The following is a 22,340-nucleotide window of genomic DNA, read 5'->3' as shown; positions in this document are numbered from 1 at the left end:
AGGTTTGACCCCCGGAGGTTGTATTATGATTCTGATTATGATAGCAATGGCATTATTCGGTGATATTTACGATGAGATTCCGCTTACAGTTAATCCTGACCCGAATTACGTTCCGGATACGTATGAAGAATGGCTTTACAGTCAGCCTGATTATGAACCATTCAGTATAAGAATAATCAGGGGAACTGATGGAGCTGATCTGGTAATGATCTTCGAAGAGGGATTGACAGACAGTCTTGATACCGGGCTGCTGGATCAGTGGATTGCTGACATCACCTCCCAGGGACTGACTGCGGAGGTGATTGAAATTCCCTATACCTCACCTGAGGATATCAAGGATTACCTCGAATTTAACTACAATAATAGCGATCTTAAGGGTGCGATACTCATCGGCAATCTACCTGTGGCATGGTGCATGATGGATAATGATTTTTTGAGGTATGGAGAATCCTTTCCAGCTGATTACTTCTTTATGGATCTGGATGGTACATGGGAGGATCTCTGGATAGGGTATCCGTCTGAAGGTGTTCCCGGTAACGATGGCAAGTATGACACTATCGGTGGAAGTCTTGATCCTGAAATTTATGTTGGTAGAATTAAAGTCGATAACCTTTCTGCTCTCGGTGATCCTGTCGACCTGCTAAATGCCTATCTCCAGCGAATCCATGAATGGAGAACAAATAACGATCCGGTATTGCCAGTTGCCTTGTGTTATGTGGACGATGACTGGATCCCATGGGCGGATGAATGGGCTGCCGACATGGGTAAGCTCTATTCAAATACCGTTCTTGTCAGTGAGGCAAACGCAACTAATGGCACTGACTATCTCGAAAACAGGCTTCCCTATACTTACGTGTGGATAAGTCCATTCGTTCATTCCGGACCTGACACGCACTACTGGCAGCCAGGTCCTACCACTACCTGGAATGAACTGGTTCCAGCGAACCCGTTTGCCCACTTCTACAATCTGTTTGCCTGTTCTAATGCCAGGTTCACGACTGTTCATTGCATGGGCTCCGTGTATACATTCTGTACTGCGTCCGGTCTGGCTTCTGTTGGAAGCACCAAGAGCGGTGCTATGCTCCATTTCTCACCATTCTATTCCCCTATGGGGAACGACGCGTCTATCGGTGAAGCATACGCTGACTGGTGGGATTACATCACTCAGGGCGGATTGTCACCATCTGAAAGGTCATGGCATCTGGGAATGGTCCTTCTTGGAGATCCCACGCTCATGCCGTCTATGCATATGGTGGGTATTGAAGAGGAAGATATCGTTCTTGATGCTCTTTCCGGACTGACCATTGATGGAAACCCCTGTTATTCGCAAGTAGTAATCTCATATCCGGCTGAACATGGTTCAGTTGAACTCTACGATACTTCCGGAAGACTTGTTGCTGCCGGACTTATCGAAGACACCTCCTGTGCTTTGGATGTATCATCCCTGGGAACAGGTTTCTACATTGTTCGTGTAGGAGTTGAAGGAGAATCGGCAACAGCTTCTGTTGTGATTTTAAAGTAACCGGTCAGGGGACACGATAAAACGTGTCCCCTGACCGATCTAGAAAGTTGTCCACATTCCAGGATCTGAGGGTAGTTTGTCAAGGATGTCTTCATTGATGACAAGAATGTACTTTCCTTCAAGTTCATGAATTAGATCAACAGTGGCCTGCTCCTGAAGTCTGGTCATAGCCATGTTTTTCAGACTTCGCTTGATTTCATCAATTGTTGCAACCCTTGGAGGTACTACTTCTATAAGCCTGAGCAGAGCAGACCCATCATCAGCGAATACACTGACCGGACCCAGCCAGCTTGTAGTATCGGACGGATCTAGTGAAAAGACTTCTTCTCCGTGACCTCCTGGAACTTCACCAAGTCTGAGAGGTCTGGTTATCTGGGGTTTAGTCGAATCAGGCACCAGATATGCGAAGCCGTCAAGCTCTGAGATGAATTCATCCAATTCTTCACTATATACCGCCTGCCGGAAATCATCTGTTCTTTCAACCGGAATATAGGCTGCCTGCAGTACACGCTTCTCCTCGATCATGACAGGTTCTTCAAGAGTCTCGTACTCGTATATGATGTCTGATTCAGTTACGGTTACATTTGAGCTTATCATGTCATTATAGTACTTTTCGGAGGCGAAATTGAGCAGGTAGGTTTCAGATTCCAAGCGCAGGGAGTCAACTATTTCGGGAGCTTCCTCCTGCATGAATTCATAGAAATAGCACTGCATCAGCAGGACCTGAATCATATCTTCAATCCAGACTGAAGATCCTGGCTGAACATCAATGCGAGTGTCAAGAAAAAGAATCTCGTCTTCAAGATTCTTTACTGTCCAGGCTCCGAAATCTGATTCAACGATAACGATATCATCAGACATATCAGGATTATTGCCGATAAGATGCTGAGTGAAATCAATAACTTTAACTGTATCAACAGTGACCGAGTAATCAGTGTAGATTCGGCTGCTGATGCTCTGTGCCCATCGGTTGAATCTTGCATTAGAAAGATCTCTTATTGCCATATCACTGACTGTGACCGGATTTGAAAGCGCATTTTTAATAAGAACGGAATCAACCATTATCAATGTGTCGAGCCGTACAAGCAGCCCCGATTCGTCGGTTCCCATTTCATGTAATGCCAAAGTATCAAGATGCATGGCAAATTCACGTTGCAGATTCGGGAGATGTACAGGACCGACGTGGTATTCATTGTAAGAACCAGGATTAACCGTATACACTACATTCCTGCCCAGGTGCTCGCCGTAGTACTGAATATCGGACTCGGTAACTTCATCAGCCTCCCTGGCAACCAGCATTATCTTCGCGGCTTTAGCGGTTTCGACCATTAACCATGAACCCTTGAAAGATAGAATGAGAGGATCAGTCAGATATCCCTCTGCTTCAAGCTCCTTCTCAAGAATGACTCGTCTCCCGTAGGCTACAATGAATTCTCCAATGGTATTGTCCTTTGACAGGAAAGATTCCCTCTGAAGGCTATCCATTCCAAGCCATGATTCACCGAGCTGTCCAACGGATACGGTGTCATCGCCGACAGTCAGAATCCAGGTGGAATTATCTGCTGAAGGACCGAAACATGCGGTAAAGAAAAATATTAGAACCACCGAAGATGTAATACAGATTCTATGAAACTTCAAGTTGAATATTCCTTTCTCACTAAACTCGACCACCCCATATGGAGTGGCTTTCGGTTACAAAACTGTACCAGGTCTGTATTCGCCGAATTCATCCCTGAGTACCCTGCATATTTCACCAAGAGTTGCATAGCAGCGTACGGAGTCAAGTATGAACGGCATCAAATTATCTGTAGAGTCTGCAGCTTTCTGAAGGACTTCAAGACTTGTATCAACAGCACCGTTATCCCTGTTATTCCTTATATTGTCAAGCTTTGAAATCTGTGATTCAGCAACGGAAGGGTCTACCTTCAGCAGACCTTCCGGCGGTCCTTCCGGAACTCTATAACTGTTAACTCCGACAACTACTCTTTCTTTTCTTTCAATATCACGCTGATATTCGTAAGCTGATTCCTGTATCTTTCTCTGAGGATATCCGCTCTCAATTGAGTTGACCATTCCACCCATTGAATCGATTTTCCTGATATATTCCAGCGCTTCCGTTTCTATTTTATCTGTGAGATTCTCAACGAAATAGCTTCCCGCAAGCGGATCAACCGTATTAGCGATGCCGGATTCGTTGGCCACAATCTGCTGTGTTCTAAGAGCGATACGTACCGCCTGTTCGGTTGGAAGAGAAAGGGCTTCGTCTCTGCTGTTCGTGTGCAGGCTCTGGGTGCCGCCGAGTACTGCTGCAAGAGTCTGAATTGCTACCCTCACGATATTGTTATCCGGTTGCTGAGCAGTCAGTGAGGAGCCAGCTGTCTGAGTGTGAAAACGGAGCATCAAGCTCTTCGGATTCTCTGCTTTGAACCGCTCTTTCATGATTTGTCCCCATAATCTCCTTGCAGCTCTGAATTTAGCTACTTCCTCAAGCAGATCATTGTGCGCGTTGAAGAAAAAACTGAGTCTGGGCGCGAAATCATCGACATTCAACCCTGCTTCAATTGCTGCTTCAACGTATGCTATACCGTCGGCAAGAGTGAATGCAACTTCCTGTGCAGCAGTACACCCTGCTTCTCGAATGTGATATCCTGAAATACTTATTGTGTTCCATTTCGGTACATTGTCACTGCAGTAGCAGAAGATGTCAGTTATGAGCCTCATGGATTGCTCTGGGGGGAAAATATAGGTTCCACGGGCCATGTACTCCTTCAGGATGTCATTCTGAATTGTGCCACGAAGCATTTTAGCCTGGACACCCTGCTTTTCCGCAACCGTAATGTACATCGCAAGGAGAACCGCAGCAGGAGCGTTTATGGTCATAGAGGTTGATACACTATCAAGGGGGATCTGATTGAAAAGGATCTCCATATCAGAGAGGCTGTCAATAGCGACGCCGACCTTACCTATCTCACCCTCACAGAGTGGATGGTCTGAATCGTATCCGATCTGAGTTGGGAGATCAAACGCAACTGAAAGCCCGGTCTGCCCCTGTTCAAGAAGGTAGCGATATCGTTTATTTGATTCTTCCGCCGTTCCGAACCCCGCATATTGTCTCATTGTCCAGAAACGGCCCCTGTACATTGTGGGCTGTACTCCCCTCGTGAAAGGATACTGCCCGGGGAAGCCCTGTTTTCTAAGATATTCCTCATCCGGTTTTTCAGAGAAGTAAACGCGTTCCACCGGCTCTCCCGATCCGGTAACGAAAGTTTCCTTTCTTTCAGGGAATTTATTCAGAACAGGGTCAAGGATATTCTCTTCCCAGAATTTCTTTCTCTTTTCGAATGCTGCATCACTCATTAGAGAGCTTTCCTCCGCGGGTTGTATTTTTTTGCGTTCTCTTCTTTCCGAAGTACCCTCAAACCTCCAAGTGCAAGAGCTTCCATTTCCATCTCACCCTGATAGACCAGAATCTCTGCAATGAATCCCGTATGGTTTCGAATCATTTCCACGAAATTCTTGTCATAAGCGATTCCACCGGTCAGGACTATTGCATCAACATTTCCCTCAAGTACAGTTGCCATGGCTCCAATTTCTTTGCTTACCTGATACGCCATTGCTTCGTAGACCAGAGCGAACTTCCTGTCTCCTTCTCTGATTTTATCCTCGACGAGCATCATATCGTTTGTACCAAGATAAGCTACAATACCGCCAGCGCCCTTTATCATTTTTTTGACTTCCGGCAGAGTGCGTTTTCCACTGAAGCAAAGCGCTGTAAGATCACCTACCGGCAAACCTCCGGATCTTTCAGGTGTGAATGGACCATCACCATTAAGAGCGTTATTGACGTCAATGACCCTTCCGGCTTTATGAGCACCCACTGAGATTCCACCACCGAGATGGACTACTATAAGATTTACCTTATCGTATGATCTCTTAATATCCGCGGATGCCTTCCGTGCAACGGCTTTCTGATTCAGGGCATGGAAGATCGATCTTCTTGGAAGATCAGGATGACCTGAGAACCTTGCAAGAGGTTCCATCTCATCTACAACAACCGGATCGACTATAAACGCGGGACAGTGGGCTTCGTGAGCAAGTTCATTTGCTATTGGAGCTCCCAGATTGGAAACATGCTCCCCCTGAACTCCCTCGCGGAGGTCTTCGAGGAGCTTTTCATCAACTTCGTATGTTCCTCCCTCAATGGGATGAAGAACTCCACCCCGACCAACAATCGCATCGAAGGATGCAATGTCGTAATCGGCTTTCTCAAGCTCGTTTTCAATAACATCCTTTCTGAAATCATATTGTTCGAAAATATGGTCGAATCCAGCCAGATCATCACTGGAATGACTTAATTTAGTGGACCATACTTCCTTTTCGCTCTCAAATACAGATATTTTCGTAGACGTGGAGCCGGGATTGATCGCTAGTATTCGGTAGGTGTCTGACATTCTTCTCCAATCGATTATTCTTATATACTTCAAGGAGAATTCTAATTCACTCTATCAGGAAAGCCAAGAATGTGAAAAATGCAAATATACAGGTAACTGAAGAATTCAGGGTTCTAATCAAACAGATGAATCGCATTCGAGAGAGCTTCAGATTACAGAAGGAAGAAGCTCTTGCGAAATGTGATCTGAAAGAACTCCATAAACTTAGAGAGCTTTCCAGGATGAAGTACCAGCCGGAACTGAGGGATATATTCAGGAACGCAAAAAAACTCTCCAGCATGGTTGATATGGATAAACCGGGTGGAGAGGAAGCGGAGGATCTTGTGATTGACGCAGATATAGTTTTCAGGGAACTCCAGGCTCACCTGATTTCCGCACCCAACAGATTGATTCGCGTTTTCAGATCAGTGGGAATTAACCCCAATCTGTACAGTGATCCCGAGAGTAATTCATCGCAACAGGATTGAATATGTATATTAGCTGTTCTGAAGAGAAATTCGAGCTTCCAGAAAATGAAAGGTTTTCCATGATCGGTATAAGTGATAAGGAAATGATAAACCCGCTTTCAGCAGAGACACTTGAGAGCATAGCAGGGGAGAAAGTAACGATTCATGGCGTAGTTCAGCGAATCCGACGCCTTGGCTGGGGCGCATTTATAGTGCTGCGCCGCCATGACGGATTGCTGCAATGTGTTATGGGGAATGACGGAAACGAAGAGATACTCGACAGTCTTGAAGTCGAGCAATCGGTTGAAGTAAAGGGTACAGTGAAGGAAGCCGGAATAAAGGACAATTCAATTAATCCCGCATCTGTCGAAATCCACGTTGATTCCATTAAAATAATTTCATCACCGAAAGCTCAGCCACCTGTCGACATGTCCAAAAAACTTCTCGACCTGCACATTGATACCAATCTTGATCTTCGCCCTCTGAGTCTGCGACACCCCGGTGAAAGAGCCAGACTCAAGATTGCGGAATCATTTGCGCACGGTTTCAGGGAAAGCCTCTCAAGCATGGGATTTACCGAGATACGTACTCCGAAAATCTGCTCAGCCGGAGCGGAGGGAGGAGCAAATATATTCAAAGTTGATTATTTCGGCCGACCGGCATTTCTTGCGCAATCCCCACAATTCTACAAACAGATGGGCGTAGGTATCTTTGAGCGGGTGTTCGAAGTAGGACCAGTTTTCCGAGCTGAACCTCACCAGACTTCCAGACATATCAACGAATACACCTCTCTCGATTTCGAGATGGGATTCATTGATGGATTTGAAGACGTGATGGCCCTTGAGGTAGCGGTACTGAGACACTGCCTTGATACAGTGAAGAAGAACACCGCGTACGAACTTGAAATGCTTTGTGCGAAGATGCCCGAAGTAGGTGAGCACATACCATCCATTACGCTGGAGGAAGCACACAGGATTACCTCTGAGATCAGCGGGAAAGACTGCATGGGAGAACCTGACCTCGAGCCGGAGGAAGAGAAAATACTCTGCAGGTATTCACAGGAGGAATGGGGTTCCGAATTCCTTCTTGTAACTCACTTTCCCACTGAGAAGAGGCCGTTCTACACGATGGATGATCCTGAAAATCCTGGTACAACGCTGAGCTTCGATCTGCTGTTCAGAGGCCTCGAGGTGACAACTGGAGGACAAAGGATTCACGAGTACGAAATGCAGGTTGAAAAAATGAGGAAATTCGGATTGGATCCGGATGACTTCGAAAGCTACCTGCAGGCGCACAAGTACGGACTCCCGCCACATGGTGGCCTTGCAATAGGCCTTGAAAGAATGGCAGCGAGGATTCTCGATGTGGATAATATCCGTCTTACAACGATGTTTCCCCGTGATGCGAAGCGTTTAACGCCCTGATCACCAATCACAAAACCTGGTGAAATTTGCGAAACTAGGTGCTTGACTGATCCCACCACTGCCAGATGTACCACTCGCCTGTTTCATCCTCTCTGCAGATGAAGAGAGCTGATCCGGAAGCACAGTATCCGTTCACCCCATAGGTATAGACCTTAAGATCGAAGGTTCTCGGAAGGGCAAGGGACATGCCTGTCGGATCACCTGTCCAGATGAATTCCGAATCTCCCGAAAGAGTCAGTTCGATTGACGATACATTGTTGAACATTGCAATATGATATTCCTCTTCAAGAGCCAGACCCCAGAACTCATCAATTGTGCCATTACCGGTATAGTCAGCCCAGTCAATTTCAAGAAGATGAAACTCAAAATCGCTTCTGAAGCATGCAATATAGCGATCAATATCCATGCTGGAGTATGAATACTCCAGGTTCTCCAGTACTTTCCAGGCACTGTCTGCCGGAACGTAATACTGGTTTGTAACTGGATTCGGATCCTTTTCGGGATCAAACGGATTCCAGCATGCGGATATTGATAGAATGAATGAGCTTATCACGACTGCTGCCGCGAACTTCGACCTTCTCATTTTTTTGTCCTTTCAGTTTATGCAGATCAGTTAGTGTTTCCACCTTTTGAAAAACCACTGAATTTACATTTCGCACATTTCGTACACTCTAACTGAAAAGAAAAAATGATCAGATCAAACCCCCTGTTTTGAATTAATACTCCAATGAACAATTGAGAATCAGGAATCCTCTGTCAAGTATTGTAGGGTCAGGTCTTGCATTCAAGCATTTATATTCTTCCTGGAACGAAATATAGTAATAAATGCTTGAATGCAAGACCTGACCCTATGTCTCTTAATCGATAATCGGAGGACCGGGCGGTAAATCGCCATCCGTATCATTGATTTCCTCATCGGACTCTTCTTGAGATAATGGATCTTTAGGCACAAGTTCGCGGTTCTTCAGGCCTACGAATTTTCCAAAGGCCGATTTCTCAAGGAGAAGTAATCGTGCTGCCTTCTCTACAACTTCAACCGCGTCGCAGGCAGAATCAATATCTCTCCCAAGACCAAGAATACCGTGCTTTCTCCAGATAACGCAATCACTGTTCTCAAAGGCTTTTGCTGTTTCCGCCCCCAGCTCCCATGTGCCGGGAGTCATATAATCAAGGAAACGTACACCGCGTCCGAGGAGAAGAGATATCTCAGGATGAGATCTGTTAACGGCGTCTTCGAGCATTTCTCCCGGCAGGTCACTGGAGGACAGCGCCAGCATATGTGTCGAATGCGTATGAACGAGAGCGGCTGTTGTCCAGCCGCGGCTTACCGCTCCCGCCAGAACGAGAATATGGGTACTGAACTCGCTTGTGGGATTCCTGCTTCCCTCAAGTCTGATAATTCTCAGCCCATCAGAGGAGACTCTGACAGGGACTATTTCCGTGTCGAGTTTCTGCTGAAGTGTTCTGAATCGACTCCAGGCGCAGGTCACCAGGAAAGTTCTTCCGGCCAATTCGGGCATAGGTATCGGGAGAGTATCGGAGAAAACCTGGTTTTCCCATATCTTATCGTCTGCTCCCTCCGGAAGTAGAACGGAGATATTTCCCGCATTGGCCTCGGCCCAACCCGTTCTGGCGAGCTGTGTTGCTATGCGACCGATATCTTCTCTGGTGGACTGAATGATATCCATACCGTCTCTCATTATCATGCTTAGAGGTTCTTCCGTTCAGAGAACTACTTCAGCAGCTTTTTCTATGATGCTGATTCCATTGAGAAGCTCGTCGTCCGAAATATTCAGAGGAGGTCTGAACCTTATACTCGTATGACCGCAGGGAAGAATGATGGCTCCATTCTTCATTATCTCCTTGATCATTCTATTTCTGATTTCTTCGTCTTCAAGATCAAAGGCGCACATAAGTCCCCGGCCACGGACATTCGATATTTTACCAGGATACATCTTCTCAAGATTGTGAAGACCATCGAGGAGTGTTTTGCTTCTGCTGCGGACGTTTTCCAGAGTATCTTCCTCGACCATGATTTCGAGGTAACGGGAACACCTGACCATATCAACGAGATTACCGCCCCAGGTGGAGTTAATCCTGCTCGATTCGTGAAATACGTTGTTCTCTACTTCATCAATACGTTTATTGCAGGCGATTCCGCAAACCTGTGATTTCTTACCGAAACAAAAGATATCGGGCTCTACGCCCAGAGACTGCCATGCCCACCATTCACCCGTAAGCCCCATTCCAGTTTGAATCTCATCGAAAATGAGCATGAATTCATGCTTATCCGCCCGTTCGCGAAGCTGCTGCAGAAACTCGGGTCTGAAATGATTATCTCCACCCTCACCCTGAATTGGTTCAATGACAAGACAGGCGATATCGTATCCGTATTCCTTGATGGCTTCATCTATCTGTTCAAGTGATTTCTTCTCGGCTTCGATGACTTCGTCAAGATTATCCTCAAGAGGGAATTTTATCATCGGTGGATCTACTCTTGGCCAGTCAAACAGAGGAAAGTACATGTACTTTCTCGGATCGGCAGTATTTGTCATCGAAAGAGTATAGCCTGTTCTTCCATGGAAGGCTTTTCTGAAATGAATAACCTTCGAGCCCAGTTCGCCTCTGCCTGCTTCCAGGTTTTTGCGGACCTTCCAGTCAAAAGCCGCTTTCATGGCGTTTTCAACGGCAAGAGCACCACCTGAAATGAAGAAAAGATACGGATGGCTGTCAGGAATAACGGTATCTGCAAATGCTTCCACAAAAGACGCAAGTTCTTCGGTATAGAAATCCGAGTTGGAAGGTTTATTGATGGCAACATCACCGATGTGATTTCTGAATTCCTCGGTGCAAAGCCCGGGATGGTTCATGCCAAGTGGTGCTGAAGCAAAAAAACTGAACAGGTCCAGATAATCCTTATCACCATATGAATCATGTATAATGCATCCCTTGCTTTTCTCAAGGTCAAGAACCATATCAAAACCATCTGCCAGCATATGGTTCTCTATTGTTGCCCTGACTTTTGACGCAGGTATGTATTTCATTTGTCACCACCCCTTTCGCGAGTTGTATTTTCTGTATGAACAGGATTGTAGAACACTGGTACGCATTGATTGATATCCAGAAGAATGCCACCTAATCTCTCTTGAAACAGCCGATTTGTCAACACTTCTTGCAGGATTCCTCTGGAAGTGCGTATATTCGTATTGTATACTGGAAAATTGCCCAATTTGTTTTGAATATTCACAAATATCAGGGAGAATTCATGAAACCTGTAAGAAGTCTCGAAGAACTGAAAAAGATCGCCAGAGAACTTCCTTCCAAACGAGTTGCCGTTGTGCGAGCTGATGAAGTCGAAACCATGAGTGCAATTGGTACTGCTGTTAAAGATGACATGGTTGAGGCAGTTCTTATCGGTCCTGAAAAAGGAATTCGAGATGCTGCGGAAAAGGCTGATTTCGATCTGAACGGCATTGAAATCATACATGCTGAAGATGACAAAACTGCTTCCATAAAGGGAGTTGAAATCGTACGGTCCGGTAGAGCCGATGTCATTATGAAGGGTCTGGTGGCTTCAAGTTCGTTCCTTCGCGCGATTCTTGACAGGGAGCGTGGTTTAAGAGCCCCGGGAGTTATGAGTCATGTAGCCGCGTTTGATGTTTCCGGTTATGACAAGCTTCTGATAATTACTGATGCCGCCATGAACATAGCGCCGGATTTCGAACAGAAAATCGGCATGCTGAAAAACGCGGTTACAGTTGCTCACGCTCTGGGAATCGATCATCCCAAATCAACTTACGTCTGTGCCAAGGAAGTCCCTTACGAAAAGATGCCATGCACGATGGAAGCAGCAAGAATGCAGGAACTGGCAGATACGGGTGAATTCGGTGATATCATTTTTGACGGTCCTCTTGCTCTGGATCTTGCCGTATCTTCCGATGCTTGCAGGATCAAGAAGATTGATAGTCCTGTCGGGGGAGATGCCGATATATTGCTTCTACCTGATATTGAAGCAGCCAATGTTCTCTACAAAGCACTCATCTTCATCTCAGGCGGAGAGCTTGGTGCGGTGATTATGGGAGCAACAAACCCGGTTGTACTTACATCAAGGGCTGATTCCGCTGAATCCAAGCTCTGCTCCATAGTTCTGTCCAGCGTTGTAGCTGGATATCAGGCAGGAGGCGGAAGATAGTGAAGATAGTTCTGGCCAGCGATCACGCAGGATATCCGCTGAAGTGTGAGACGGTCGGATGGCTCAAAGATGAAAAGGGACTGGACCTTGATATAGAAGATCTTGGTCCTTTTTCGGCGGATTCTGTTGATTATCCGGATTTTGCTTCTGCTCTATGCAGGAATTTACTGGATGGCAGTGCGGACTTCGGCATTCTCATCTGTAATTCGGGATTGGGCATGAGCATGACCGCGAACAGATTCAGGGGAATCAGGGCAGCACTATGCCTGTTTCCACGGATGGCTTATTACGCAAGACATCACAATAATGCGAACGTTCTTGTTCTCGGTGGAGGAATCACTTCATCTTTCCTGGCCAGGGAAATTATAGAGGTTTTTCTTTCAGAGGAGTTTGACGGCGGACGGCACGGCAGAAGAACCGATAAAATGGATACTATCTGATTCACACATATTCGATTATTCCACGGGAGATCACATGATTGATGTAATCTGCGGGGCACGACCTAATTTCATGAAGGTTGATCCCATAATAAAAAACACTGATCCAGCTGTTGAAATAAGACTGATTCATACAGGTCAGCATTACGATCATATAATGTCACAGAGCTTTTTCAATGATTTGGACCTGCCAAGACCTGACGTGAACCTTGAAGTCGGATCCGCGAGCATTACCGTACAGACAGCGACAATCATGCAGAGGTATGAGAAGGTGTTTCTTGAACGAAGACCCAGGGCAATTGTCGTGGTCGGTGATGTTAATTCAACACTTGCATGTGCTCTTGTGGCGGTGCGGTATGGAGTTCCCATAATTCATGTAGAGGCGGGGCTCAGAAGTTTCGACCGGCATATGCCAGAAGAAATCAACCGTGTATTGACAGATCAAATCGCGAATCTGCTTCTCATCACCTCCACTGAAGCCAGGGATAACCTGCTGGCCGAAGGCAGACAGAGTGAAATGATTAAACTAGTTGGAAATCCCATGATCGATACTCTGCTGAGACTTCTTCCCGTAGCTTTGGAAGCAGGATCACCCCCGCCTGACGAGCCTTATGCCCTGGTTACCCTGCATCGTCCATCAAACGTTGATAATCCGGAGCGACTTGGTGCTGTCCTGGATGCTCTCGGCAATCTTGAAGGACTCAGGATTCTGTTTCCAACACATCCACGTACTCTCCGCAATATGGATGAATGGGATCTGGGTATTCCGGAAAGATTATCTATAGTTGAACCCATGTCTTATCTGGATTTTATCAGATGTGAGGTCGACGCAACGGTTGTCATTACAGATTCGGGTGGTGTTCAGGAGGAGACAAGCGTTCTTGGTGTTCCATGTGTAACTGTCAGAACAAGTACAGAACGACCGGTGACTCTCGAGATTGGAACGAATGTGCTTTGTCCCGACACATCATTAATTCCTGAAGCTGCAGCAAAACAGATCGCAAGTCGACCAGATTCTCCTCCTGTCATTCCCATGTGGGACGGGAAGGCTGGAAAAAGGATCGCGGCAGCCATTGAAAACTATACCGGAGGAACGAGATGAAACCCGGAAAAATAATAATTCTGATTCTGTTGATTGTTGTTCCCGTACTCGCCAGCGGCTGCGGAGGAGAACAGGGGGGGGATAATGCTGATTCCTCAACGTTGTCCGGCGGTTCGTCGGATATCGGTCTTCAGAAGTTCGCAGTATCCATAATGGGTGACGATGTCGGTTATATGGAGCTTGATGTTCAGGAACTTGGTACCGATTCTCTCCTGATAACGCAGTCAATAAGCTGGAATATGATTCTGATGGGAAACCCGCGTGATATTGAGATGAGCATGACTGCTGTTACCGATAGAACATTCGATCTCGGACATATGGAGATGCTCATGTCGGACGGCTCAGCAGAGATTTCCATTACAGCCGTTCGCAGGGATTCGCTGCTTCTTACTGAAATAGGTACCGCAGGAAGGATCATAGAGAACTCCACAGTGGTGCCCGAAGACTATCTGCCCGTTCTGGCCGATCTGGCCTGTGCTTCGATGGAATGGGAGGTGGGTCAGGAAAGAACATTCCAGTCATTCGACCCTGCAAGCGGGATGATCCTGAGCGCGAAAGCCTTATGTGTTGAATTCGAGAATGTATCTCTGCTTGGAGATACCGTGAACGCGGCGAAGCTTGAAATTTCCCAGATGGGCACAAGGAACAGCGTATGGGTTTACAGGGGACAGATTGTAAGAGAATACGAAGCCGGCCTCGGAATGGACATGACAAGGGTACCTCCCGATCAGAGTGGAGATGTTGTTGCCACCAGGGATCTCTACGAGGTTTTCGCGGTCTCCTCCACACACATATCGAACCCGAGAAGCACCGGAACGAGAGTATTTCTTCTCGAAGGGGATATTGACTGGACTAATTTTCAGCTCGACATACCGTCTGTTCAGACAGCTTCCGGATGTACTGTAACCGTTTCGACCGGACTTCCGGATAACAGTCTTCCGTACCCTCCATCCATACCTGAAGAACTTGAGGAGTATGTTCTCCCAGAAGCCATGATACAGAGCGATGATTCATTAATAATCGAAAAAGCTCTGATACTCACGGATGGTTGTGAGGATTCCTGGGAGGCTGCAAGAAGAATATCGTCTTTTGTTGATGGAGCAGTGGAAAACAGCCCGACTATCTCCCTTCCATCAGCGGTTGACGTGATGGAAAATCTCAGGGGTGACTGTAACGAACACACTATCCTGACAGTTGCTCTTGCAAGAGCCGCAGGCCTTCCCGCAAGAATTTGTGCGGGAATCGTTTACCTCGACGGATCGTTCGGATACCATGCCTGGCCTGTGATATGGGTGGGAGAATGGGTGAAGATGGATCCGACCTTCGGACAGTACGCAGCTGATGCCACACACATCATTCTGGCCACAGGTGATCTTGAGTCTCAGTATGTTGTCAATTCCGCGATCGGCAGGCTCAGTGTAAGGGAACTGGAAACCCCCTGATGGCTTCCCTTCCGGAAATCCAGGCTATGAAAAGAGCCCTGGAACTTGCTTCTCTTGGAAGGAAAGCGGTCTTTCCCAACCCGATGGTGGGAGCGGTTATTCTTGATAGCGACGGGAACAGCGTCGGGGAGGGATTCCACGAAAGGTGCGGAGCGCCGCATGCCGAGATTGCCGCTCTTTCTGAAGCAGGTTCGGCAGCATCGTCCGGTACTATTGTGGTTACACTTGAGCCATGCTGCCATTATGGCAGGACAGGTCCCTGTACCGACTCGATAATCAGGGCTGAAATCAGAAAAGTCGTTATCGCCATGCGTGATCCTCATCCGAATGTATCAGGGAAAGGAATAACGCAGCTGAAGTCGGCCGGTATTGAAGTTGAAACAAATGTATTGTTCGATGAAGCTGAATCACTCAACAGAGTATACCTGCATTATCTCAGGACATCGAGAAGCTGGATTACACTGAAAATGGCTCTCAGCATAGACGGCAGGACAGCGGCGAAAGATGGCAGCAGCAGGTGGCTGTCATGTGAAGAATCCAGAAAACAGGTTCATTTGATGAGAGCTTCGGCTCAGGCGGTAATGACCGGCGCCGGTACTGTCAGAGACGACAACCCGGAACTGACAGCACGGGGGTTTGAATATACTGGCGAGCAGCCAGCTCGGATCGTAGTCTCAGCAACAGGTGACCTGGGGAATTCAAGAAAAATATTCGAAAAACCCGGAAGAGTTATAATTGCTGTTCCTGAAAGTGTTTCCGGTAACATTCAGGAATTCCGGAGAGAGTTCGGAGCTGACATCTGGGAATTTCCGGCTGATTCCTCAGGTTACGGTTTTGACCTGACACTTCTCCTTGAACGAACGGCTTCCGAGGGATTTGGCGAGATTCTGTGTGAATGCGGCAGAGGGCTTGCATCAATGCTTCTCAGAAAGCGGCTTGTGAATACACTGAGTGTGTTTACCGCGCCAATGATACTTGGCGGAGAGGGACTTCCAGCGTTTGAGAAACTTGGAATCGACTCAATGGTTGACTCGATAAAGCTTGAGAATGTAAGATCAAGCCTGCTGGGAACAGATACACATCTGGAGGGTGAAGTTGTTTACGGGACTGATTGAGGCTAGAGGCAGAGTAGTTTCGGTTTCCAGGGAAACACTGGTTGTCCGGACAGATATTGGACGTTCTGTTTCAAAAGGGGACAGTATCGCTGTGGACGGTTCCTGCCTTACCGTAACAGATATAAATGACGATAAACTTACGTTTCATTTCTCCCCCCATACTCGAATGAAAACAATCATTTCCGGTTACTTTCCGGGGACGGAAGTGAATATCGAGCGACCTATGCAGTTATCCGAGCGGCTTCACGGGCACATTGTAACCGGTCATATAGATGAAACCGCCCGAGTTCTTTCAATAAAAAAAACAGGAGATAGTACTGAAATCTGGTTCTCGTTCTCTTCCTTCTTTTCTTCGCTGCTGGTAGAGAGAGGGTCTGTGGCGGTAAGCGGTATCAGTCTTACAGTAGCATCACTTACGAGTGGAAGATTCTCAGCAGTTCTTATTCCTGAAACGCTTTCTGTTACAACCGCCGGCACCTGGAAGCCGGGTACACAGGTGAATCTGGAATACGATATTATTGGCAAGTATATACAGAGACAAATGACAATTGCATCAAATGCGGAACGATTGAGGGAATATCTTGAACAGTAACGGAATAGCACAAGCGAAGGAAGCCATTGAAGCCATCCGCAGAGGAGAGATGGTTGTTGTGGTGGATGACGAGAACAGGGAGAATGAAGGTGACCTCATAATCGCTGCTGAAAAATGCGACGCTGATGCGGTGAACTTCATGGCTATGGAGGGAAGAGGGCTTATCTGCCTTTCAATGGAAATTGCAATGCTGGAGAAGCTGGATATTCATGAGATGGTTCCAAGGAACACTTCTCTTCACGAGACTGCGTTCATGGTCAGTATCGATGCTGCCTCGGGTGTTTCTACGGGCATATCCGCTAAGGACAGGGCCAGAACTATCGCTGTAGCGATAGATCCATCCTCGAAATCATCAGATCTTGCAAGACCAGGCCATATCTTCCCGCTGGCAGCCAAATCCGGAGGTGTTCTCTCCAGAACAGGCCATACAGAGGCAGCGGTGGATCTTGCCAGGCTTGCAGGACTCAAGTCTGCCGGAGTGATCTGCGAAGTGATGAACCGTGATGGTTCGATGGCCAGGCTTCCTCAGCTGCTGGAGTTTTCCGAAAAGCACGGGCTTGTTCTGACATCTGTTGAGGAACTGGTTCGCTATCGCAGGAAGACAGAAAAACTGGTAAGAGAAGTTGCCCGATCAACATTGCCGACTGACTATGGAACTTTTGAGCTGCATGTCTTCGAGAGTATAACGGATGGGGAGATACATGTAGCCCTGGTAAAGGGTGATGTGGCCGGCAAAAAGGATGTTCTTGCCAGAGTTCATTCACAATGCCTTACCGGAGATGTGTTCGCCTCTCGCAGATGTGACTGCGGCAGTCAGCTGCACGCTGCCATGCGAAAGATCGAGGAAAATGGAACGGGAGTGATTCTCTACATGGCACAGGAGGGGCGTGGGATCGGTCTTGCTAACAAGATAAAGGCTTACCACCTGCAGGATCACGGACTTGATACTGTGGAAGCTAACGTGGAACTTGGATTTCCAGCAGATCTTCGCGATTACGGAACAGGCGCTCAGATTCTCACAGAACTGGGGCTTTCGACAATACGATTGATGACGAACAATCCCAGAAAGATTGTAGGATTGAGGGGATACGGTCTTGAAGTCACGGAAAGAGTTCCGATAGAAGTTATCCCGACTAAAGAGAACGTTCATTATCTGAGAACTAAAAAAGAAAAACTGGGGCATATACTGGAAGGAGTAGATGATGGCATGGATTCATGAAGGTCAGCTGGATGGTGATGCAATAAGACCGGCCATAGTTGTATCCAGATTCAACAGTTTCATTACAAAAAAACTGCTTGACGGCGCACTGGACTGTCTTGAGCGACACGGAGTCGAAACCGATGATATCAACGTTTTCTGGGTTCCGGGAGCATGGGAAATTCCACCGGTATCCGTTCGATTGGCTGATACGGGGGAGTTTGACTGTGTAATCTGCCTGGGTGCTGTGATTCGCGGTGATACTCCTCATTTCGAGTACGTTTCATCAGAGAGCGCAAAAGGTGTTGCTCAGTCTGCCATGCTGTCGGATGTTCCTGTTATTTATGGTGTTATCACAGCGGATACAGTTGAGCAGGCCATAGACAGAGCCGGCACCAAATCAGGCAACAAGGGTTTTGATGCCGCGATGACTGCTCTTGAAATGGTCGGTCTTTACGATCTGATCAGCGATATTGAAGAGTCCGATGAAGAAGAACCTCCTCTGGACGGGGAGCAGGACTAACAGAATATGGGTGTAAGGAGCAGAGGCCGAAAAGCTCTTCTTCAGGCCAGGTTTGCAGCGTTCATTAATAAGAGTCCTTTTCCTGAGAACATGGAAAGCATGAGGGATTTTCTCAAGGATACCGAATTGGGAATAGGTGTTCCTCTTGAGATCGAAGACTGGGTATGGGTAACTGACCTGGGAAGAGTAGTTCAGAATAACAGGGAAGAGATCGATTCCAGAATCGAAGAAGCTATGGATAACTGGACACTTGACAGACTGAATATCGTGACGCGGCTGATACTGGAACAGGCGCTTGGTGAAATGGATTATTTCGAACCTCCGACTCCTGCTGCCGTGGCAATAGATGAAGCCATTGAGCTGGCAAAGGTATTTGATTCGGAAGAAGCCGCCAGTTTCGTGAACGGGGTTCTCGACAACCTCATATAGTGACAGCCACTATTTATTCTTTCAAGCTCCAAGAGGTATCAAATGCTTATAAGAATAATATCGGATATACACAGTAACTTTGATGCGCTTGAAGCTGTTCTGACCGACCCTCCGGGATTGAATGCATCCGCGACATTCTGCCTTGGAGATATTGTCGGATACGGAGCTGAGCCGTCCAGATGCATCAAGAAGGTTCGAGATGTCTGTGATATTATCGTAACCGGGAATCACGATGCTGGAGTGGTTGGAAGAACCCCTCTGGACAATTTTAACAGACCGGGAGCATCAGCTCTGATATGGACGAAAACAGTACTTTCAGATGAAGAGATAAAATGGCTTTCTTCACTTCCATATTCAGCTGAGTTCGATGAATTTTTCCTGTGTCACAGCTTTCCCGCAGCCCCGGAGAGCTGGGTATATGTCCTCAAGCCCGGGCAGGCCATGAGCGCTGTCAGCGCAAGACCTGATTCTATTTCACTTATAGGGCATACTCACCTTCCAGGCTGCTGGAAGGCCGATGGAAACTATACGGATTCTGCGAAAGGGGATTTTTCTCACATTCGACTTGTGAATGCGGGAAGTGTCGGGCAACCAAGAGATAGAGATACCAGAGCAGCCTACCTTCTTATAGATACTGAGAAACGAACCTGGGAACACCGCAGAGTAGAGTATGACATCGATTCAGCAGCGGAGAAAATAAGGAACAAAATGCTTCCGGCAATCCTGTGGAAGCGGCTGTATGAAGGACGCTGAATTAAATAGTGCCTGTCACTCTTTAATTTGTTTCATAATTGTGATTACTCTGCTGGCAGTGCTGTTCCAGTTGAATTCATCTGCCCATTCCAACCCTTGTTTCGAAAGCTTATCCCGCATGGCTCTGTCTCCCGCAAGTTTATCCATAGCTGCCGCAAGTTTCTCTATGTTACCGTGAGGAACCAGCAGTCCTGTTTCTCCATTACGGACCGAGTCCCTGAGACCGTCGCTGTCGCTCGCGATTACCGGTGTACCGCAGGCGTTTGCTTCAATGACAGTCAGTCCCCAGCCCTCCTTTTCCGACGCGAATACCGCAACCCAGGCTTTTCTCAGCCAGTGAAGCTTTCGCTCCTGCGATACAAATCCTTCAAAAGTTACCTTATCGTCAAGATTCAATCTCTTTGTGAGTTTTTTCAATTCACTTTCATAATTCCCTGAACCCAGAACAGTTAGAGTGTAGTCTCTTCCATCCTCACGGAGAAGCGCGAGAGCCGTGAGTATGAACTGTACTCCTTTGTATTTCTTTAGTCTTCCCACGTAGAGGAATCTTCCAGCTTCCGGGGCAGGCTCACCGGGTGAGTAGAAGTCAGTATCGATTCCGCAGGGAATGACGGAGATTCTCCCGGAATCTATACCTCTTCTGACAAGATCATTTTTTGTGGAATCTGAAATAGCTATGAAAGAGCTTTCGCGATAGACCTTAGGAATGAATGATTCCATGAAGTTGATGTAGAAGGCAAGCGGAAAGGCCACTTCACGGTAAACGGTAGTGCCGAAAAGGTGAGGTACAATCGTAAGGACAGGAACGGGGGACCATTTCGGGCTGTAGAACGGGATCTTGCAGAGGTCTTCAATCACCAGGTCATAATTATCCGCGATATCAAGGGACAGTGCGAATCTTCTGAGAGTGAAGTTGAAAGTATTTCTTCTTCCATGGCGGAGTATACGAACACCGTCCATGATCTCTTCGGAAGGTAGACCCTGAACAGCCTGGGAAATCTGGGTAACTTCATGACCCTCTAGCACTGCTCTCCTGAGAATCTCGTGGAGATGTATCTCCGCTCCCCCTGTTTCAGGGTTTCTGAGATCTCTCCAGTTCAGCGCAAGCAGACGCATATCAGCGGCTGTCTTTCTTTGTTGCGAAGACACCCACTATGTAACCCAGGTTCGGACCGGGAGGGGAATTCTCAATGTACTTTCTGATTCTGCTTCGAAATCTGTGAACTGGTGGAATTAGAACAGGCCTTAAAGGAAGTTTTATACCCGCCTTCATGAGAAACTCTCTGAATATCCTGTACGCGAGAGATGGCGAGAAGAATCTTCCGTAGACACCGGTGGGTTCAAGTCCTGCTTCCTCAAGCAGTCTTGAGAGACTTTGCGGAGTGAACTGGGTCTCCCACCCGGCGAACCATGCATTGAAAGCTATCAGTGTTTTCTTGATTACCGTATAGACATGGAGTGTCTGAGGAACATCGACCAGTACAGTACCGTTCCTTTTCAGTACTCTAGCGTTTTCATTCAGGAGCAGCGCAGGATCGCGGAAATGCTCCAGTACACCCTGATGAAAAACAAGATCGATGGAATTCTCTTTAAAGGGCAATGCTAGAGCATCGCCGCAGACGAGAAGAAGAGTTGCTTCAGCCCTTTGAGCTGCCAGATGAGCTAGTCTGAGGGCTTCGTGGGAATAATCAAGCGCTACAGAAACGGCTCCGTTTTCCGCGAGGACAACACTGTCCCTCGCAGTTGCGGCACCAACCTCCATTACAATGGCATCTCTGATGTCCATCCGCTTGAGAATTTCTTCAGGTATACGTCCATCGTTATCGTAGATCTCGTCAAGGTCCCGATCCCTTTTCCAGAAATCGTCCCAGTGCTTTCGCTCAGATGCTCTTTTCATCATTCGTATAATCTAGAAGAAAGGTGCAGGGTTTCCAAGGCGCAGAGGGGGCCGGGCCTAACATTTAAACATTTTCAAGCGGGGACACGCAGAGTTGCATGTCCCCGTGGGGCGGTGCGTAAATGTTTAAATGTTAGGCCCGGCCCCCAATTGCACATTGTTCAGTTGATAAGGTCTCTTCGTCCTATCCATCCGAGGTAATTGTTTCTTACCCGGTTCCAGTATCTGTTCAGTCTTCTTGGTACGGATGCCCTGTCCCAGTCGGTGGGTCTGTAGGATCCAGGATCGGGAACCACAAGGGAGCCGACATACGAACCCTGATCGTATACCTTCTGGATCTCTTCAGCGATTTCATCGAGATCATTCTGTGAAGCGATCCCGTTGGAAGTGGCCTTGTAGAACTGTACGGTAACTCTGATAGGGAATTGCGGATCCCTGCGGATCTCAAGATCATCTATTTCCGTGAAGGGGCCTTCCAGTTCACCGTGTCCGATAACAGCGGCTTCAACGTCTGATCCGCGGCTGTTGGATTCACCTGCTCCACCAAGAGTTACAATTGAAGATTCGCAGCACACATCATCGAAATATGTACTCTGAGGGTTTCTCTGCTTCAGGGGAATTTGTATCAACAGAACCATATTGAGGTTGTTCTCCTCGGATATATCCGAAGGATCTCCTCCATTGCTTACGTGATCAGCCCTGAAATCTGAAATTCGCTGTCCTGTAAAACTGGCACGTTCGCCGTCTTCATTGAAGAAAAGCCTCTGGCCCCAGCTCCAGGATCCGGGAACCGCGTCCCTTGCGTTGTCTATCACAG

Annotated in this window: 22 protein-coding genes; 13 read left to right on the top strand and 9 right to left on the bottom strand. The window is 47.3% G+C overall.

From position 1 onward, the window contains the following. The first annotated feature begins 25 nt into the window (after positions 1-25). Positions 26-1,522: a T9SS type A sorting domain-containing protein gene (locus tag K8R76_13105; protein ID MCD4849113.1), complete on the top strand. Its 1,497-nt coding sequence runs from the start codon at positions 26-28 to the stop codon at positions 1,520-1,522. 39 nt (positions 1,523-1,561) lie between these two features. Here the strand turns inward: K8R76_13105 and K8R76_13100 are convergent, their stop codons facing one another. From K8R76_13100 to buk, 3 genes are read right to left on the bottom strand one after another with little or no spacing between them, the layout of a single operon-like run. Next, positions 1,562-3,160: a hypothetical protein gene (locus K8R76_13100; GenBank protein ID MCD4849112.1), complete on the bottom strand. Its 1,599-nt coding sequence runs from the start codon at positions 3,158-3,160 to the stop codon at positions 1,562-1,564. 54 nt (positions 3,161-3,214) lie between these two features. Next, positions 3,215-4,879 (bottom strand): methylmalonyl-CoA mutase family protein, encoded by a 1,665-nt coding sequence (locus K8R76_13095; protein MCD4849111.1) that lies wholly within the window; start codon positions 4,877-4,879, stop codon positions 3,215-3,217. Continuing rightward, a complete protein-coding gene (gene buk / locus K8R76_13090; GenBank protein MCD4849110.1) occupies positions 4,879-5,973 on the bottom strand; it encodes a butyrate kinase in 1,095 nt (364 codons plus the stop codon). The genes K8R76_13095 and buk overlap by 1 nt, the downstream gene beginning before the upstream one ends. Positions 5,974-6,044: 71 nt before the next feature. Here buk and K8R76_13085 point away from each other — a divergent pair, with 71 nt between their 5' ends. Then, positions 6,045-6,440 (top strand): hypothetical protein, encoded by a 396-nt coding sequence (locus K8R76_13085; protein MCD4849109.1) that lies wholly within the window; start codon positions 6,045-6,047, stop codon positions 6,438-6,440. Positions 6,441-6,499: 59 nt separating this feature from the next. Next, positions 6,500-7,843 (top strand): aspartate--tRNA(Asn) ligase, encoded by a 1,344-nt coding sequence (aspS, locus tag K8R76_13080; GenBank protein ID MCD4849108.1) that lies wholly within the window; start codon positions 6,500-6,502, stop codon positions 7,841-7,843. 34 nt (positions 7,844-7,877) lie between these two features. On the opposite strand, the gene K8R76_13075 is transcribed toward aspS, so the two are convergent. The 3 genes from K8R76_13075 to lat all read right to left on the bottom strand — a co-directional run bounded on the left by K8R76_13075 (position 7,878) and on the right by lat (position 10,887). Then, positions 7,878-8,426, bottom strand: coding sequence for a hypothetical protein (locus K8R76_13075; GenBank protein ID MCD4849107.1), 549 nt, complete (start codon positions 8,424-8,426; stop codon positions 7,878-7,880). Positions 8,427-8,700: 274 nt separating this feature from the next. Beyond that, positions 8,701-9,549, bottom strand: coding sequence for a class II aldolase/adducin family protein (locus K8R76_13070; GenBank protein ID MCD4849106.1), 849 nt, complete (start codon positions 9,547-9,549; stop codon positions 8,701-8,703). Positions 9,550-9,567: 18 nt separating this feature from the next. Then, positions 9,568-10,887, bottom strand: coding sequence for an L-lysine 6-transaminase (gene lat, locus K8R76_13065; GenBank protein MCD4849105.1), 1,320 nt, complete (start codon positions 10,885-10,887; stop codon positions 9,568-9,570). A 221-nt stretch (positions 10,888-11,108) separates the two neighbouring features. On the opposite strand from lat, the gene K8R76_13060 reads away from it, so the two are divergent. Genes K8R76_13060 through K8R76_13015 form a run of 10 tightly spaced genes read left to right on the top strand, consistent with a single transcriptional unit; the run spans position 11,109 to position 19,626 of the window. Next, a complete protein-coding gene (locus K8R76_13060; protein MCD4849104.1) occupies positions 11,109-12,035 on the top strand; it encodes a bifunctional enoyl-CoA hydratase/phosphate acetyltransferase in 927 nt (308 codons plus the stop codon). Further along, the gene (gene rpiB / locus K8R76_13055) at positions 12,035-12,475 is read left to right on the top strand and encodes a ribose 5-phosphate isomerase B (protein ID MCD4849103.1); all 441 of its coding nucleotides are present in this window, start codon (positions 12,035-12,037) and stop codon (positions 12,473-12,475) included. Before K8R76_13060 ends, rpiB begins: the two co-directional genes overlap by 1 nt. A 34-nt stretch (positions 12,476-12,509) precedes the next feature. Beyond that, on the top strand, positions 12,510-13,574 hold the full coding sequence (gene wecB / locus K8R76_13050; protein ID MCD4849102.1) for a UDP-N-acetylglucosamine 2-epimerase (non-hydrolyzing): 1,065 nt from the start codon (positions 12,510-12,512) through the stop codon (positions 13,572-13,574). After that, entirely contained in the window at positions 13,571-15,016 is a 1,446-nt protein-coding gene (locus K8R76_13045; GenBank protein MCD4849101.1) for a transglutaminase-like domain-containing protein, read from the top strand. The genes wecB and K8R76_13045 overlap by 4 nt, the downstream gene beginning before the upstream one ends. Next, positions 15,016-16,131 (top strand): bifunctional diaminohydroxyphosphoribosylaminopyrimidine deaminase/5-amino-6-(5-phosphoribosylamino)uracil reductase RibD, encoded by a 1,116-nt coding sequence (gene ribD, locus K8R76_13040; protein ID MCD4849100.1) that lies wholly within the window; start codon positions 15,016-15,018, stop codon positions 16,129-16,131. Before K8R76_13045 ends, ribD begins: the two co-directional genes overlap by 1 nt. Beyond that, positions 16,112-16,723, top strand: a complete 612-nt coding sequence (locus K8R76_13035) for a riboflavin synthase (protein ID MCD4849099.1) — start codon at positions 16,112-16,114, stop codon at positions 16,721-16,723. The genes ribD and K8R76_13035 overlap by 20 nt, the downstream gene beginning before the upstream one ends. A 4-nt stretch (positions 16,724-16,727) precedes the next feature. Then, positions 16,728-17,942 (top strand): bifunctional 3,4-dihydroxy-2-butanone-4-phosphate synthase/GTP cyclohydrolase II, encoded by a 1,215-nt coding sequence (locus tag K8R76_13030; GenBank protein ID MCD4849098.1) that lies wholly within the window; start codon positions 16,728-16,730, stop codon positions 17,940-17,942. Next, a complete protein-coding gene (gene ribE / locus K8R76_13025; protein MCD4849097.1) occupies positions 17,926-18,444 on the top strand; it encodes a 6,7-dimethyl-8-ribityllumazine synthase in 519 nt (172 codons plus the stop codon). The genes K8R76_13030 and ribE overlap by 17 nt, the downstream gene beginning before the upstream one ends. A gap of 6 nt (positions 18,445-18,450) precedes the next feature. Then, entirely contained in the window at positions 18,451-18,873 is a 423-nt protein-coding gene (nusB, locus tag K8R76_13020; GenBank protein MCD4849096.1) for a transcription antitermination factor NusB, read from the top strand. Between the two features lie 42 nt (positions 18,874-18,915). Beyond that, positions 18,916-19,626 carry a metallophosphatase family protein gene (locus K8R76_13015; protein ID MCD4849095.1) on the top strand — a complete coding sequence of 237 codons (711 nt, stop codon included), beginning with the start codon at positions 18,916-18,918 and terminating at the stop codon, positions 19,624-19,626. A gap of 15 nt (positions 19,627-19,641) precedes the next feature. Here the strand turns inward: K8R76_13015 and K8R76_13010 are convergent, their stop codons facing one another. The 3 genes from K8R76_13010 to K8R76_13000 all read right to left on the bottom strand — a co-directional run. Next, positions 19,642-20,742 (bottom strand): glycosyltransferase family 4 protein, encoded by a 1,101-nt coding sequence (locus K8R76_13010; GenBank protein ID MCD4849094.1) that lies wholly within the window; start codon positions 20,740-20,742, stop codon positions 19,642-19,644. Between the two features lies 1 nt (position 20,743). Further along, on the bottom strand, positions 20,744-21,526 hold the full coding sequence (locus tag K8R76_13005; GenBank protein ID MCD4849093.1) for a class I SAM-dependent methyltransferase: 783 nt from the start codon (positions 21,524-21,526) through the stop codon (positions 20,744-20,746). A 158-nt stretch (positions 21,527-21,684) separates the two neighbouring features. Continuing rightward, a partial coding sequence (locus K8R76_13000; protein ID MCD4849092.1) for a hypothetical protein occupies positions 21,685-22,340 on the bottom strand: 656 nt, incomplete at its 5' end.

This window comes from Candidatus Aegiribacteria sp. (genome assembly GCA_021108435.1).
GTDB lineage: Bacteria > Fermentibacterota > Fermentibacteria > Fermentibacterales > JCC-6 > Aegiribacteria.
The sequence above is the reverse complement of the archived record's forward strand: the minus strand, read 5'-3'. Positions and strand labels throughout refer to the sequence as shown.